This window comes from Chitinophaga hostae (assembly GCF_018224885.1).
In the GTDB taxonomy this organism is placed as follows: domain Bacteria; phylum Bacteroidota; class Bacteroidia; order Chitinophagales; family Chitinophagaceae; genus Chitinophaga; species Chitinophaga hostae.
Genome location: NZ_JAGTXB010000027.1, coordinates 1 through 14,841 on the forward strand (window position 1 = coordinate 1; position 14,841 = coordinate 14,841).

Genomic DNA, 14,841 nt, shown 5'->3' on the forward strand with positions numbered 1-14,841 from the left:
TATTATAATATAAAACTCAACACATGAACATTACAGATATTAATGGTACCGTGCAACTGTCGAATGGCGTACAAATGCCTTATTTCGGACTAGGTGTTTTTAAAACAAAAGAAGGACAGGAGGTAGTTGACTCAGTAACGTATGCACTGGATGCAGGGTATCGGCATATTGATACGGCAGCTATTTATGGTAACGAAGAAGGCGTAGGGATCGCCATTGAAAAAAATGCAACCGACCGTAAAGATATTTTTCTGACCACGAAAGTTTGGAATGCCGACCAGGGATACGACAGCACTTTAAAAGCCTTTGACACTTCATTGGCTAAATTGAAAACAGACTACCTGGATCTGTACCTGGTACATTGGCCGGTAGCCGGAAAATACAAAGAAACGTGGCGTGCCCTGGAGCAGCTGTATGCCGATGGCCGTGTGAAAGCGATTGGGGTCAGCAACTTCCTGCAACATCAGCTGGAAGATTTGTTCCAGACAGCCCATGTGCTGCCGATGGTTGACCAGCTGGAGTTTCATCCTTACCTGGTGCAACCGTCCCTGCTGGATTTCTGTGAACAGCATAACATACAATACGAGGCCTGGAGCCCGCTGATGCAGGGTAAAGCCTTTGATGTACCACTGCTGAAAGAATTGGCTGCAAAATATAAGGTATCGGTAGCCCAACTGGTATTAAGGTGGGACCTGCAGAAAGGCGTAGTGACTATCCCAAAAAGCATTCGCAAAGACAGGGTGATATCCAACGCCGACATCTTCCGGTTTAATATCAGTGAAGAAGATGTACAAAAAATTGCTGCGCTGGACCGCGGGGAAAGAGTAGGACCGGATCCGGCCAACTTTAACTTTTAATTTTTGTCTTTCCCGGGATTAGGCTGATTTTGGTGATTTATTTGTCTTTCCCAGGATTAGACTGATTTTGATGATTTGCAAGATTTTTCCATTTTGATTTTAAAAGATTCGGGAAGATATAAGCGGACTCCCCCTACATCTTCCCGAATCTTTTAAAATCAAACTATCACCCCAAAAAAATCCTGTAAATCATCAAAATCAGTCTAATCCTGGGAAAGACAAATAAATCATCAAAATCAGTTTAATCCCGGGAAAGACAAAGTCCTGCGAATAATTTGTCTATGTCTTCCTTATTATTATAGAAATTCAGTGCAACGGTGAGTCTTCCGTTTTTATATCTCGCCATGATGTTATGCTGTACCAGTTTGGAATGTTGTTCCGGCGTGATGGCTAAACGTTGAATGGCGGAACGATGTGCAGGTACAAAATCGGAGAGCAGCGTTATCTTATGTGCGGCTGCTTTTTCTGCCAGGTATTGGATGAGCGTTGCTACATATGCTTCAATATCGGCAATGCCTATACGATTTAAGTACGCTAATGCGTGTCCGAGTAACAGGATATTAATAAAGGGCAGTGTGCCGGTTTCAAAAGCCCGCGCGTTTTTCTTTGGCGTAAACTGCGTATAATCCTGTACCAGGTCGAAATCAGGATTTTCATAGTCTACGTTATACCAGCTCATCACAGCGGGCGGATAGCGATCCAGTAGTTGTTGAGACGCATACATGGCGCCGGCGCCATACCCTGCAGTTACCCATTTATACCCATGAAAAATAAGAATATCAATATTACTGCCCGCAACATCAATATCATTTACCCCAAAGGATTGCGTGGCGTCTACGATAAAAATGATGTCATGTTGTTTGCATAACTGCCCGATGGCTTCCAGGTCCTGCCGGAAGCCGGTTCTGAACATTACATGGCTGGTGATCAGTATTTTGGTGGCGGGCGTTATCTGCGCTTCGATGTCTTCCAATGAGATATGTCCGCCGGCATTGCTGTTTACAAAATGCACAGTATGTCCGCGGTGCAGCCATCCCACAAAGCTGGTAGGAAATTCATCCCGCATGGTGATGACTTCATAGTCAAGAGGGAACATCTCATAGAGCAACGTCATGGCATGCGCGGTGTTGGTGACGAAAGCAATTTCGCTGGCGCGGGCACGGATCATGTTTGCAAGGAGCTGCCGCACTTCATTTGCCTGGTGATCCCATCCCGGCATTACCAAACGTCCCTTGTTGCTGAGTTCGGTCAGCAGGGCAGTGCCCTTTTCCACCAGGGAGGTGCTGACAGGGCCGCCACCATTGGTAAATAAATAAACGCCATTACTGGTTACGGGGTAATCTGCCCTGATTGTTTCCCATTTATTCATATACAACCGGTTATACTATTTTATTAAATCCTGTGCGATAATAAGCAAAATAGATCAGTGTACAGCCCGGGCATAACGATTATGTTTTTTATGTGATAACTTGCGGACGTTGCAGGATATATTTCATTTTATAAATAAGGTTTAGCATGTTGAGAAAACGGTACCTCCTACTTTATCCGATTCTTTTTTTATTTGTTTTTAAGGCTGGCGCGCAGCAGCTTTTCAGGAATGCTGCTGCTCCGATGAATGAGCGGGTAAATGACCTGCTGCATACGCTAACGTTACCGGAGAAGATTTCATTGCTGGGTTATAACAGTCCGGCAATAGAACGCTTACAACTACCGGCCTATAACTGGTGGAACGAGGCCCTGCACGGTATTGCCCGGGGCGGGGAGGCTACAGTATATCCGCAGGCGATCGGGCTTTCCGCGACCTTTAATGCGCCGTTGGCACGGGAGGTAGCCAATACCATTTCCACTGAAGCGCGTGCTAAATATAACCTGGCGGTGCAACAGCACCGGCATGTACAATACCTGGGACTTAATTTCTGGACACCGAACATCAATATTTTTCGTGACCCGCGCTGGGGTCGGGGACAGGAAACATATGGTGAAGATCCTTACCTGACTGCTACTATGGCGGGTGCTTTTGTACAAGGCCTGCAGGGAGATGTACCTGGCATGCTGAAAACAGCCGCATGTGCGAAGCATTTTGCAGTACACAGCGGCCCTGAGGCGGACCGTCATAGTTTTAATGCGATCATCGACGAAAAAGACCTGCGGGAAACCTATCTCTACGCGTTTAAAAAACTGGTAGATGGTAAGGTAGAATCGATTATGTGTGCCTATAACCGGGTAAACAGTCAGCCTTGCTGCACCGGGAATACTTTGCTGCAGGATATCCTGCGGCATGAGTGGAAGTTTGGCGGGCAGGTGGTAACCGATTGCTGGGCGCTGGATGACATCTGGTTAAGACATAAAGCTATTCCGACCCGCGAAGAGGTAGCTGCGGCGGCTGTCAAAGCGGGGGTAAACCTGGACTGCGCCAATATTTTGCAGGACGATGTGATGAAGGCTATTAAAAAAGGATGGCTTAGTGCTGCGGACGTAGACAGTGCACTCAGCGCCAGTTTACGGACCCAGTTAAAACTGGGCTTGTATGATGCTGCCGGAGCAAGTCCTTACAGCCACTTTGGAGCGGATAGCGTTAATAATAACTACCATGCCCGGCTGGCCCGTGAAGCGGCTCGGGAGAGCATGGTATTGCTGAAGAATGATGGCATATTGCCGTTACAGGCAGACAAATATGCTTCTATGCTGGTAACCGGTTCCAACTCCGCATCGCTGGAAGCACTGATGGGCAACTATCACGGCGTATCTGGTGATATGGTGACGTTTGCCGCCGGATTGGCAAAGGCAGCAGGACCTGGTATGGCTATGCAGTATGACCAGGGTTGCGATTTCACCGATACCGTGCATTTTGGTGGTATCTGGGCTTCCCAGAACTGCGATGTAACCGTAGCCGTTATTGGTCTCACCCCCTTGCTGGAAGGTGAAGAAGGAGATGCCTTTCTGTCCGCCTCCGGAGGAGATAAAAGTACGCTGAGTTTACCCCGTTCGCAGATTGCCTTTATGAAGAAACTGAGAGCGGCGCACAAAAAGCCGATCGTTGCGGTAATTACCGCCGGCAGCGCGGTAGATGCAGCAGCGATTGCTCCATACGCAGATGCGGTGATCCTGGCCTGGTACCCGGGTGAGCAGGGAGGCAATGCCCTCGCAGATATCATCTTCGGAAAATATTCGCCCGCAGGGCGACTGCCGGTTACTTTTTATAAATCCCTGCAGGATTTACCGGACTATAAAGACTATAGCATGAAGAACCGTACCTATCGCTATTTTAAAGGGGCAGTAGATTATGCTTTTGGCTACGGTCTCAGCTACACGAAGTTTGACTACGCATGGCAAACAGCACCGGCAAAAACATACCATTCAAACGATACTATCCGTGTATCCGTTGCTGTTAAAAACAGCGGCGCCTTTGACGGAGATGAAGTAGTGCAGGCTTATATCAGTTACCCAAATATGGAACGTATGCCTGTGAAGGAGCTGAAAGCATTTAAACGCATCCCGGTTAAACAGGGCGCACAGGAAATAGTAGAACTGGCCATTCCCGTAGCAGAACTGCAGAAATGGGACCTGTCGCAACATGCCTGGAAAACATATAAAGGCACGTATAAGCTGAATATTGGTAAGAGCGCTGATAACTTTGTGCTTACGCGCGAGTTTTTTCTTGCCCAGGATTAGACTGATTTTGATGATTTAGATGATTTTTTCTTTTGGTGATTTTTAAAAGATTTTTGATTTAAAAGATTAGGGAAGATAACAGCATATATCCGCTGTCATCTTCCCTAATCTTTTAAAATCAAAAGAAAAAATCATCTAAATCATCAAAATCAGTCTAATCCTGGGCAAGAAAAAATCCGCTATACCATCCGATCCACCACTTTCTTCAGTGTAAGCCCCTGGATAATGATAGAGAATAACACTACAAAGTAGCTGGCCGACAAAATGATTTCCTTGTAATCAGAATCCGGCAGTGAAAGCGCCAATGCAACGGAAATGCCCCCACGAAGTCCTGCCCATACAAGAATAGTAATGCTCCTGTAGTTAATATTGAGTGTACGTTTTAACAGGATAGAAGGCAAGGTGATACTGAGTGCGCGGGCTATCAGCACAAATGCGGTGGCCATTAAACCGGTGAACCAGTAGTTTTTCAGGAAAGGCATAATCACGATCTGCAAGCCTATCATTACAAATAAGATAGTGTTCAGCAATTCATCTATCAGGCTCCATACATTATGAAAATAGTGCTGCATATCTTCCGACTGTTTGGTACCGAGAGAGGTATTACCCAGGATCAGACCAGCCGACACCGCGGCCAGCGGAATGGATACGTGTAACATGGCTCCCAGCAAGGATATCACCATCACCATAGATAACGATACCATTACAATGATCTGGAAATCATCTACCCGTTTCATGGTACGGTAGGCTACAATGGCGGAAATTACACCCAGTATAATGCCGCCAAATACTTCCTGTGAAAAGAGTGCAGCCGCATGCGCCAGTGATACGTGGGTGTCTGCCTGTCCGGCTACTTCTTTCAATATTACAAACAACAGGATACCGGTACCATCATTTAATAAAGATTCGCCGCCAATGATCGTTTCGAGGGCTGGTGGTACTTTCGATTTTTTTAGGATGGACAGCACTGCTACCGGATCGGTAGGTGAAATCAATGCACCAAAAAGCAGGCAATATACCAGTGGTATATTAATATGCATCAGTGTTGTAGCCCAATATAACAGGAATCCGAATATAAAAGTAGAGCCAACCACACCTACTGTACTAAGTACGAGTACCGGGTATCGTTGGGCCTTTAGTTTGTTAAAATCAAAATGAAGCGCGCTGGCAAAGAGCAGGAAGCCTAACATTACATCCAGTAAGGTGCCGGTGAAATCGATACCGTTAGTAACATCTTTGATAAAGGTAAATGCGTCCGGAAATATTTTACCGGTCAGGGAAATCAACAGGGATAATAAGAGTGAAACCACGATTACGCCTATGGTTCCGGGCAGTTTAATAAAACGGTTGTTGATATAGGAAATTAAAGCACTAATGGTAACTAAAGCCGTTATCAGCGTAAATGTGTTCATAAGCAAATCGAATAATGCCAGTTAAAAAATCAGGTTCCTAATGATGCTACAGTTATTTCCGGGAGGCTTTAAAGATAGAAAAAAATGTGGCAAATCATTGGCTGACCGGCATTACCAGGTTACTTTTTTTTGGAAGATTTCGCTTTTCCGTTAAATTCTAATGCCATTTTAATCCAATACTGCAATTGTTTCTTTGTATGCAGTTCATCTTCCCCAACATAAATAAAGCCTTTCATTTCTTTTCCGCCATGCACCATTGGTTTAGCTCCGGGTGATGCTTCCAGTGCTTCGTCTGATTTTTCAGGATCTATTCTTACCATTATGGTATCGGGACGAACGCCTACGCACATTTTATCATTGACCATAAAACAAAGTCCGCCAAACATTTTCTTTTCTTCGATATTGCTGGTAGATGCCGACAGGATTTCGCGCACACGGTCGGCCAGTTTTTCATTATATGCCATGATGATGTTTTTGGGAGATAATAAAGATACGATTTCCCACTAATTGCCGTAACGTTTTTCCAGCGCACTCCTTAGCAATGCCAGTGCCTCGTACACCTGGTCATTTTGTTGATTGGTAAAGAAGATATAGGCCCTGTTGGCTGTTTTTACAAGATGTACTTCTGTGATAAAGGTGCCGGGGTTACCGGTATTTTCGCTCACCTGGTGACCGGCTTCGTTGAGATGCCAGAACCAACCCACTGCAAAGGTGGGTAAACCATAATGAAGGAAATTAAACTGATCGGTGGTTAACATTGTTGATTGACCGTTCAGTCCCTTTAGTTGCTCTTGAATGAACCGTGCGTAGTCGGGGAGCGAGGCGTTGATATTACCAGCTGCCAGCAACCAGTTGAGTTTATAATTACTGGCAGGAGGTTCCGGTTTACCGCTGGCATCATGTCCCCAGGTTTGCGTGCTGTCGGGATAATTGGGACTACCAAATCCCAGCTGAATGTGTAGCTGTTGATTCAGGTCATGAATCAGCTGTGGATAGCTTTTATGTGCCGCTTTCTCCAGCATCAGACCGGCCAGTACATAACCGGCGTTTGTAAGGTTAAGCGCCGCTGTATCGGTTACCGGTGGTTGCTGCAGCAGCCATTTCACAAAAGCATAGCGTTGTTCCGTCTCATTCCCCCGGATCTGTTCTTTTGCAGGAGCTGCGTTGGTATAGCTATAACGGGGAAGTTTATTGCGGAAGGTAAGCGCCTGCAATAACGTGATATCATGATAGGCGGCATGGCTGCCTTTCCTGAGTTCGGGAAAGAGTGCGAAGAAGGGTGTATCCCATGCAATGGCTTTTTTCTTTACCTGCAGGGCAGCTATCATACCGGTAATGGCTTTGGTATTGGAACCGATGCGGAACCGGTCGTTGAGTGTGGCAGGGGTATTGGCTTTTTTGTCGCCGAGCATTTCCATCTCCAGGATACTGTCGGCCGATACCACTGCATAGCCCAGTGCGGGAATATGCCAGGCCCGCCGGATGCTGTCGGCCATTGGTTTGAATGATTGGGCACAGATGGACATTGGTAACAGGAGCAGGGCCAGCGCGGGTATCTTCATAAAAAAATCCAAAGGTAAAAGGTCTCCGGGATAATCTCAAATTGTTAATGCGCCATTGCAGGCGCACTGGCACCGGCAGTTCCGGCCGTCTTGATGTTCCGGCCGCATATCACTAAAATCAGTAATGCCAGCAGCGAGGATCCACACATGGTGATTGCCATGGGGGTGGCCGTGTGCGTATTGTATAAGCTCACTACCGTAGAAGCCAGCGAGCCGATACCCATTTGCACGGCTCCCATCAGGGAAGATGCACTGCCCGCATTTTTTGTAAATGGCGCCAGCGATAATGCTGCTGTATTGGGGTTTATAAAACCCAGGCAACAAAGGAAGATAAACAAAAGGGTGATGGTGCCAGCCAGCGATAACCAGTTATTCCAGGCACATAATACAAAAACAGCCCCGGTAAGCGTTTGTGCGGTGAGCGCTACAGGTACGATTTGCTCACTTTTAAAACGTTTCAACATCAGGCTGTTCACCTGGCTGGAGCCGATGAGTCCTATCGACAGGAAAGCGAATACCCAGCCATAGGCTTTGTCGCTCAGCTTAAAAATATCCATAAATACCTGTGGTGAAGCAGATACATAGGCAAACAGTCCTGAAAAGGAAATGGCGCCTGCAAAGCAATAGGTATAAAACTGTGGCTCACTTACCACCTGCAGGAAATTATTGATGATAGGCCTGGGTTTGAGCGACATAGAAGTATCTGGCTTATAACTTTCCGGCAGCCAGAAAATAGTGGCCAGCAGGATCATGGCACCCATTATACCCAGTATCAGGAATACGGCATGCCAGCTGAAAGCGCTGGTCACATAACTTCCAACCGTTGGCGCTATCATAGGAGAGGTGCCTACAACCAGCATCAGCAACGCAAATACTTTGGCATTTTCGTTAACGGGAAACAGGTCCCGCACCATCGCCACAGAGGCCACCGCCGCAGCACAACTGCCGATTGCCTGTATAAAACGCAGCGCGATCAGCCCGTTTAAGGACGATGCATAAATACAACCGATAGAAGATATCACATACAGAAAAAGGCCTATATACAACGGTTTCTTTCTGCCAAAGCGGTCCAGCAACGGCCCGTATAACAGCTGTCCGGCAGAAATACCAATAAAGAAACTGGAAAGGGAAAGCGCCACCCTGGAAGGGTCTACGCCTAAATCCTTTCCTATAGCCGGAAAGCCGGGAAGGTACATGTCAATGGAAAATGGTCCTAATGCAGTAAGTGTACCCAATATAAGAATCAGCGAAATATATTTCGATCTGGAGTGTTCGTTGGTCAAGGTAAAGCTGGCTTTAGAAAATGCAGCGCAAAAATAAGCAGAAAAATTGAGGCGGGAGGAGGGCGATTGTCTGATCCCTGTAAAGATCTTATGTCTCTTTTATGTCAATCAGAAAATCATACAACGGCGTTTCTCCTGCAATATTGAGTTTTTTGCGCAGCCGGTAACGGCTGGTTTCCACGCCACGAACGGAGATGCCCATAGACTGCGCAATTTCTTTCGTAGTGAGATTGATGCGCAGATAAGCGCAGAGTTTAAGATCGGTAGTGGTTAATTCCGGGAACCGTTTCTTGAGTGTGCGCAGAAAATTATTATGTACTTCGTCAAAGTGTTGAGAAAATTGCGCCCAGTCCTCCTCGTTATTTTCTGCTTCTTCAAACAGCCGCATTACTTTTTTGAAGGAAGGCATGGCGGCGGCATCATTTGTTTTCTTCACAGTTTGGATAAACTCCTCCCGGATATTGGATAACAGTTTGCCTTTTTGCACCAGGTGCAGGGTAGCAGTGGCCAGCTCTTTGTTTTTATGTTGTACATCTGATTCCAGTTTTTCGTTCCGCAGTTGTATCAGTTGTTTCTCGTTTCTTTCCAGCTCCAGCTGATGCTGAAAAATCAGGTGCTCCTGTTCCTGCTGGTGTTTTTGCCGTTGCCGTGCAAACTTCTTTTTTTGACGCAGATAGAGATAGTAGCCGAGTCCCGCCAGTATTAGCAGGTATGCGGCCCACGCAGCATAGGTTTGATACCAGGCAGGTAAAATGGTAAAGCTGTAAGTGGCCGCCGGGGAAATGTTGCCCAGGTTATCTTTTGCCTTTACTGTAAAGGTGTAATGTCCAAAAGGGAGATTGGTATATTCTTTTTCTGTTTTAGCTGTCCATTCTCCCGGTTGTTTATCGAATCCGGATAGCTGGTAGCTGTAAGTGATGTTGTTGCCCTGTTCTGAAGCGGGCGCTGTGTATTCAAAATGAAAACTATTGTATGCATTGGGCAATGTTACTTTTTGTTGTGCATCCGGTCTGGCGTAACCGCCAAATAAAAGGGTGTCCTTTCTGCCGGTAGCCCTTACAGCGCCCAGGAGTACGGAAAGGCGTCCATCGTGACCAGCATACTTTTTATAATTAAGATGATAAATACCTTTATCGCCGCCAAAGAAAATGTTTTCGTCGTTATAGGGATAGACAAATTCGAAACCGCTGACAATTTTCCCTGTCAGTTCGGGAAACCAGGTAATATTTTTTTGTCCGGCATCTATCACACCCGGTTTTTTATCAGACACAAACCAGATGCGCCGGGAGCTGTCTTCCGCCAGGTATTGTATGCTCCGGTCTTTTAGCAAAGGGTACAGTACCGGCGAAGGGATAAAACGTTGTTGCTGTTCGCTGTATTCATAGATGCCGTGCATAGTAGCTACCACCATATTGTTGCGGATACGGAATACATAATTGTTGTTGGTGGCGGGAAGTCCGTCTTTGGCGGTAAACAAACGGGCCTGCAGGGCGGTATCGTTTTTTAACGTGAACAGGTATACGCCGCGATAAGGATGCGAAGACCAGATGCGCTGCGCATTGTCCTTCGCAAGAAAGCGCAATGATTCAAACAAACCATTCAAATGGCGTGTAACGGTAACGCCTGTATTATCATAACGGATGGCAGCCAGACCATTGTAGCAACCCGTCAGGATCCTATTGTTGATGGGCAGGTACAGCCAGCATCCTACGTCTTTCAGCAGGGCAATAGCTGTATTGCCCGACACCTCAAAGGTGCCTTCCTGGTGGGCCATGAGCAAATGTTGTTCTACGGCAGACAGGTTCCAAACCTGTCCTTTTGTATTGGCTACGGGTTGGAAATGGCCCTTTGAAAAACTGATATCGGCGCTGTTGTCAAGGGGGCTATTATACAAGCCATCGGAGGTACCGATATACAGGCGTTTGTTAAACACGATGGCTGCGTAGGTGGTAAGGGAATTATGTTTGTCCGGCAGTATTTGTTTTACGGCCGTATTGTAACGCAGCTGGTCGATACCGTTATCCAGCGCAAGCCAGATATTTTGTTTGGGATCTGTAAAGAGCCGGAGTACATTATTATTCTGCAGGCCTTCGTCCATGCTGAATTGCTGGACAATTTTTCCATCGGCACTGTTGAGGATATAACAGCCTTTGGAAAAGGTGCCGATGGCCAGTTGCCCGTTCCGGAGCGGGATGGCGCAATAGATCCGGCTGTTGCGGAATATTTCATCTGCTTCGGTATGTTGCGGGATCAGTTGTTGGTCACTGATCTTATAAAGACCATCCTTCAGCGTGGCTATCGTCAGCGTATCATTTTTTTCTTCCAGGAAGGCGGTGATCAGCAGTTGTTGTCCGCTTGTTTGCGGGCATACCTGCTGCCATTTACCATTGACCAGTTTTAGTAATCCCAGGCGCAGGTCCTGTGCATAAAGTCCGTGAGCGGTACTGCCCATTATTTTCCATTCTACCGGGGCATCATACACCCGGATGGTTTGCTGCCGCCACTCAAAGATTTTATTATTGCTTTTAAAGTAAACACCGTCTTCATAGAGCGCAATATTCCAGATGTCTGCAAACTCTGTTTGACCGGCGGGGATATTTTTTTTGAGAGAAGTATATACCAGTATACCGCTGGCATCGGGATAGTAAAAGCCAAAATCGTCCTGGGCGCCTACGTATATGCGTCCGTCGGGCGCCACTTTCACTGCCCGTTGCCGGGTATTGTTGGGAACCGGGTACAATTTCCAGTAGTTGCCGTTAAAGGTGATAAGGCCTTCGTTGTTGGCAAAGTAAAGAATGCCCCGGTTGTCGATGTCGATATCCCAGGTTTGCCCGTTGCCCTGGTATTGGGTTTTGCTGTAGTTAACAATAGCCGGTAACCCGATCGTGTTTTGGGCATGGAGGATACTTACGTGGAATACAAGTGCCAGCAACAGAAAAGGCTTCATGTAAAAAGCGTTTCACTAAATGTAGAATTTTTTTGCTGATGTAGCATAGTAGTAATGAAGATGAATTAATAATCAATAGCTTATTACAATTTGAAGTAGAAATGACGTAGCCATAAAAATGAATTTTCCTTGTTTAATACAGATCTTAGTCATCATTATTAAAAGAGATTTCCTCATGCGGTTATCACAGCTAAAATTCCACGGGCTGGCACTCATTTTTTTATCTGCCTTAGCAATAGCTGCAAACGGGCAGGGGTATCTGAAAACCCGGGGTCCTGTTATTGTCAATGAAAAAAACGAGAAAGTCATCCTGAGGGGAATGGGACTGGGGGGCTGGATGTTACAGGAGGGCTATATGTTCCGGTTGGGGAATATCGGGCAGCAGTATAAGATCCGGGCAAAGATCCGGGAGCTGGTAGGGGAGGAAAGAACAAAGATCTTTTACGACAGGTGGCTGCTGGAGCATACCGGCAAACGGGATATCGACTCCATGGCCGCCTGGGGTTTTAATGCGGTGCGGCTGCCCATGCACTTTGAATTGTATACACTGCCGGCAGATGAGGAGCCAGTACCGGGACAGCACACATGGCTGGATAAAGGCTTTGCCCTCACCGTACCAAAGCCATCCGGGAGGTAGATAAAAAGCATATGATTATCATAGAAGGCAATGGATTTGGCAATAACTACAATGGGATATTGCCGGCCTGGGATGATAACATGGTGATGAGTTTTCATAAATATGGCAACTTCACGCAAGTGTCTTCAATACAACACTTCCTGGATCTGCGGGAGAAATATCAGTTACCGTTGTGGCTGGGGGAATCGGGAGAGAATTCCAATAACTGGTACACGAATACCATCCGGATGGTGGAAAGTAATGAAATTGGCTGGGTATGGTGGCAGCTGAAAAAGATGGGCAACAATCAACCGCTGGAGATAAAGATGACGCCGGGTTATGCGGCTATCCTGGATTACTGGAATGGTAAAGGTCCGGCCCCCGCAGCAGATGATGCCTGGCAGGCGCTGCTCGGGTTCCTGAACAATATCCGTCTGGAGAATAATGTATATCATAAAGATGTAACAGATGCCATGTTCAGACAGGTTTCCAGTGCTGAAGCCATCCCGTTCAAAACGCATGTGATACGCGATGGAGCGGTGATAAATGCGGCAGACTATGATCTGGGTCGCCATTTATCGGCTTATGCAGATGCGGATACCGCCAGTTATCATTATACGCCGGGTGTAAATACACAGGGCAACCGGGGCTATGCTTACCGCAATGATGGGGTGGATATCCGGAGAGAAGGCGATGATTTTTTTGTATTCCATACCGAAAACGGGGAATGGCTGCAATATACCGCGCAGGTGGCTGGTGCCGGCACTTATACGCTGCAGGTAAAAGTGGGAGCAGATACAGCCCCGGCAACAGCGCGTTTTAATATCAGTGATAATGATAAGCCACTGGCAACGAATGTAGTTGTTCCGCCGAATGACAAAGAATGGCAGGTAATTGAACTGAAAAATATCCGGTTGAGAAAGGGCGTTAATCGTATACGCATCGAGTTTATACAGGGCGGATGCCGGTTCAGCGGGATTACTTTTGTAAGGCAATAGCCGCTGACGTATTTTTGGCGTAGCCCCGGATTTTGTTACCCAGAAAACAAACTGCAAATTTATACTGCCAGGTAAAAATATTCCGCGTTGATCCATGACCCTTATTTGTTCACCTATTATTAATTGTAAATTCCATGAAAGAAAAACTATTTTCCATTAGCGTAGGCTCGTGCCTGTTAGTGGCTGCTGTTACCTCCTGCACAAAAGAGGCGAAGAAAACTGATACCCTGCAACCACTTACCACCAAATCCACTGCAGCCGCAGTGCAGGCTGCTGCCGCTTACCAGCTGATCTGGTCAGACGAATTTGACGGCAGCAGCGTCAACACTTCAAAATGGTCTTTTGAAACCGGCCCCGGGGTTAATAATGAAAAACAGTATTACCAGTCGTCCAATGCGAGTGTAAGCAACGGTAACCTGGTAATCACGGCAAAAAAACAAAGCGTTAACGGCTGGCCTTATACTTCAGCGCGCATGAATACTGCGGGCCACTTCACTACGCAGTATGGCCGTATAGAAGCCCGTATTAAGCTGGCTTCGGGGCAGGGCTTATGGCCGGCTTTCTGGATGCTGGGGAATAATATAGGTACTGTGGGCTGGCCAAAATGCGGGGAGATTGATATTATGGAGCAGGTAAATACCAGCAGCACCATCTATGGCACTATCCACTGGGATGCCAACGGGCACGTATCATACGGTGGTAATACCAGCACCAGTATCACCGATTACCACGTATATGCGGTAGAGTGGGATGCCAGTTCCATTCGCTGGTACCTGGACGGTAACCAGTATGCTACGGCTGATATCCTCAATAATATTAACAGCACTGAAGAGTTTCACAACCAGTTCTTCATCATCCTGAACATGGCCGTAGGAGGGGATTTCCCGGGTCAAACCATTGACGAAAGCAAGTTGCCTGCCAATATGTATGTAGATTATGTAAGGGTATATTCCATCACCAATGGCGGAGGTACTGCACCTGTTGGGAGCACTATTACCCTGAAAGGGTTTAACAATGCTTTTGTAAGTGGTGAAAACGGCACGCAGGCGATGACCTGTAACCGTGCTACTGCGCAGGCCTGGGAACAGTTTACCGTGGAAGATGCCGGCGGCGGCAAGGTAGCGTTGAAAAGCCAGGGTAAGTATGTGTCGTCCGAAAATGGCGTGAACCCAATTACGTGTAACCGTACCAGTGTGGGCGACTGGGAAAAATTTGACTGGATCGCTAATACGGATGGCTCCATTTCTCTCCGGGGTAATAATGGCAGGTATGTTTCGTGCGAAAACGGCACACAGGCAATGACCTGCAATCGTACTACTATTTCCGGTTGGGAAGCGTTCAGGTATTAATATGCTTATTTAGGGTGATGGATCGGGCCGGTTGTATTTACAGCCAGCCCTTTTTATATATAAAATAAATGTATATCATTTTCACCCCCATCAATTAGTGAAAATGATTATATATTTGTTACACGTTATTATTTTTTTTCTGTCG

At 46.6% G+C, this 14,841-nt stretch carries 11 protein-coding genes; 5 read left to right on the forward strand and 6 right to left on the reverse strand.

The window, feature by feature from the left end; translation table 11 throughout:
• The first annotated feature begins 23 nt into the window (after window positions 1-23).
• Entirely contained in the window at window positions 24-857 is an 834-nt protein-coding gene (locus tag KE626_RS31810) for an aldo/keto reductase (RefSeq protein WP_211977123.1), read from the forward strand.
• A 241-nt stretch (window positions 858-1,098) separates the two neighbouring features.
• On the opposite strand, the gene KE626_RS31815 is transcribed toward KE626_RS31810, so the two are convergent.
• A complete protein-coding gene (locus KE626_RS31815) occupies window positions 1,099-2,226 on the reverse strand; it encodes an aminotransferase class V-fold PLP-dependent enzyme (protein WP_211977124.1) in 1,128 nt (375 codons plus the stop codon).
• Window positions 2,227-2,372: 146 nt separating this feature from the next.
• Between KE626_RS31815 and KE626_RS31820 the strand changes: the two genes are divergently transcribed.
• The gene (locus KE626_RS31820; RefSeq protein WP_211977125.1) at window positions 2,373-4,529 is read left to right on the forward strand and encodes a glycoside hydrolase family 3 N-terminal domain-containing protein; all 2,157 of its coding nucleotides are present in this window, start codon (window positions 2,373-2,375) and stop codon (window positions 4,527-4,529) included.
• Between the two features lie 179 nt (window positions 4,530-4,708).
• Here KE626_RS31820 and KE626_RS31825 read toward each other — a convergent pair whose 3' ends face one another.
• The 5 genes from KE626_RS31825 to KE626_RS31845 all read right to left on the reverse strand — a co-directional run bounded on the left by KE626_RS31825 (window position 4,709) and on the right by KE626_RS31845 (window position 11,733).
• A complete protein-coding gene (locus tag KE626_RS31825; RefSeq protein WP_211977126.1) occupies window positions 4,709-5,941 on the reverse strand; it encodes a cation:proton antiporter in 1,233 nt (410 codons plus the stop codon).
• Window positions 5,942-6,060: 119 nt separating this feature from the next.
• A complete protein-coding gene (locus KE626_RS31830) occupies window positions 6,061-6,405 on the reverse strand; it encodes a TfoX/Sxy family protein (RefSeq protein WP_211977127.1) in 345 nt (114 codons plus the stop codon).
• A 39-nt stretch (window positions 6,406-6,444) separates the two neighbouring features.
• Window positions 6,445-7,503 (reverse strand): serine hydrolase domain-containing protein, encoded by a 1,059-nt coding sequence (locus KE626_RS31835; RefSeq protein WP_211977128.1) that lies wholly within the window; start codon window positions 7,501-7,503, stop codon window positions 6,445-6,447.
• A 44-nt stretch (window positions 7,504-7,547) separates the two neighbouring features.
• The gene (locus tag KE626_RS31840) at window positions 7,548-8,786 is read right to left on the reverse strand and encodes a multidrug effflux MFS transporter (protein ID WP_211977129.1); all 1,239 of its coding nucleotides are present in this window, start codon (window positions 8,784-8,786) and stop codon (window positions 7,548-7,550) included.
• A gap of 88 nt (window positions 8,787-8,874) precedes the next feature.
• A complete protein-coding gene (locus KE626_RS31845; protein ID WP_211977130.1) occupies window positions 8,875-11,733 on the reverse strand; it encodes a ligand-binding sensor domain-containing protein in 2,859 nt (952 codons plus the stop codon).
• Window positions 11,734-11,908: 175 nt separating this feature from the next.
• On the opposite strand from KE626_RS31845, the gene KE626_RS31850 reads away from it, so the two are divergent.
• From KE626_RS31850 to KE626_RS31860, 3 genes are all read left to right on the forward strand, one after another.
• Entirely contained in the window at window positions 11,909-12,370 is a 462-nt protein-coding gene (locus tag KE626_RS31850) for a hypothetical protein (protein ID WP_211977131.1), read from the forward strand.
• 11 nt (window positions 12,371-12,381) lie between these two features.
• Window positions 12,382-13,347, forward strand: coding sequence for a carbohydrate-binding domain-containing protein (locus KE626_RS31855; RefSeq protein ID WP_211977132.1), 966 nt, complete (start codon window positions 12,382-12,384; stop codon window positions 13,345-13,347).
• Window positions 13,348-13,481: 134 nt separating this feature from the next.
• Complete coding sequence (locus KE626_RS31860) at window positions 13,482-14,696, forward strand: family 16 glycosylhydrolase (protein WP_211977133.1); 1,215 nt, start codon at window positions 13,482-13,484, stop codon at window positions 14,694-14,696.
• Window positions 14,697-14,841 lie beyond the last annotated feature (145 nt).

Bases quoted from the DNA above. Each gene is read 5' to 3' on its own strand.
- KE626_RS31810 (WP_211977123.1), top strand. From the start codon at position 24: ATGAACATTACAGATATTAATGGTACCGTGCAACTGTCGAATGGCGTA.
- KE626_RS31815 (WP_211977124.1), bottom strand. From the start codon at position 2,226: ATGAATAAATGGGAAACAATCAGGGCAGATTACCCCGTAACCAGTAAT.
- KE626_RS31820 (WP_211977125.1), top strand. From the start codon at position 2,373: ATGTTGAGAAAACGGTACCTCCTACTTTATCCGATTCTTTTTTTATTT.
- KE626_RS31825 (WP_211977126.1), bottom strand. From the start codon at position 5,941: ATGAACACATTTACGCTGATAACGGCTTTAGTTACCATTAGTGCTTTA.
- KE626_RS31830 (WP_211977127.1), bottom strand. From the start codon at position 6,405: ATGGCATATAATGAAAAACTGGCCGACCGTGTGCGCGAAATCCTGTCG.
- KE626_RS31835 (WP_211977128.1), bottom strand. From the start codon at position 7,503: ATGAAGATACCCGCGCTGGCCCTGCTCCTGTTACCAATGTCCATCTGT.
- KE626_RS31845 (WP_211977130.1), bottom strand. From the start codon at position 11,733: ATGAAGCCTTTTCTGTTGCTGGCACTTGTATTCCACGTAAGTATCCTC.
- KE626_RS31850 (WP_211977131.1), top strand. From the start codon at position 11,909: ATGCGGTTATCACAGCTAAAATTCCACGGGCTGGCACTCATTTTTTTA.
- KE626_RS31855 (WP_211977132.1), top strand. From the start codon at position 12,382: ATGATTATCATAGAAGGCAATGGATTTGGCAATAACTACAATGGGATA.
- KE626_RS31860 (WP_211977133.1), top strand. From the start codon at position 13,482: ATGAAAGAAAAACTATTTTCCATTAGCGTAGGCTCGTGCCTGTTAGTG.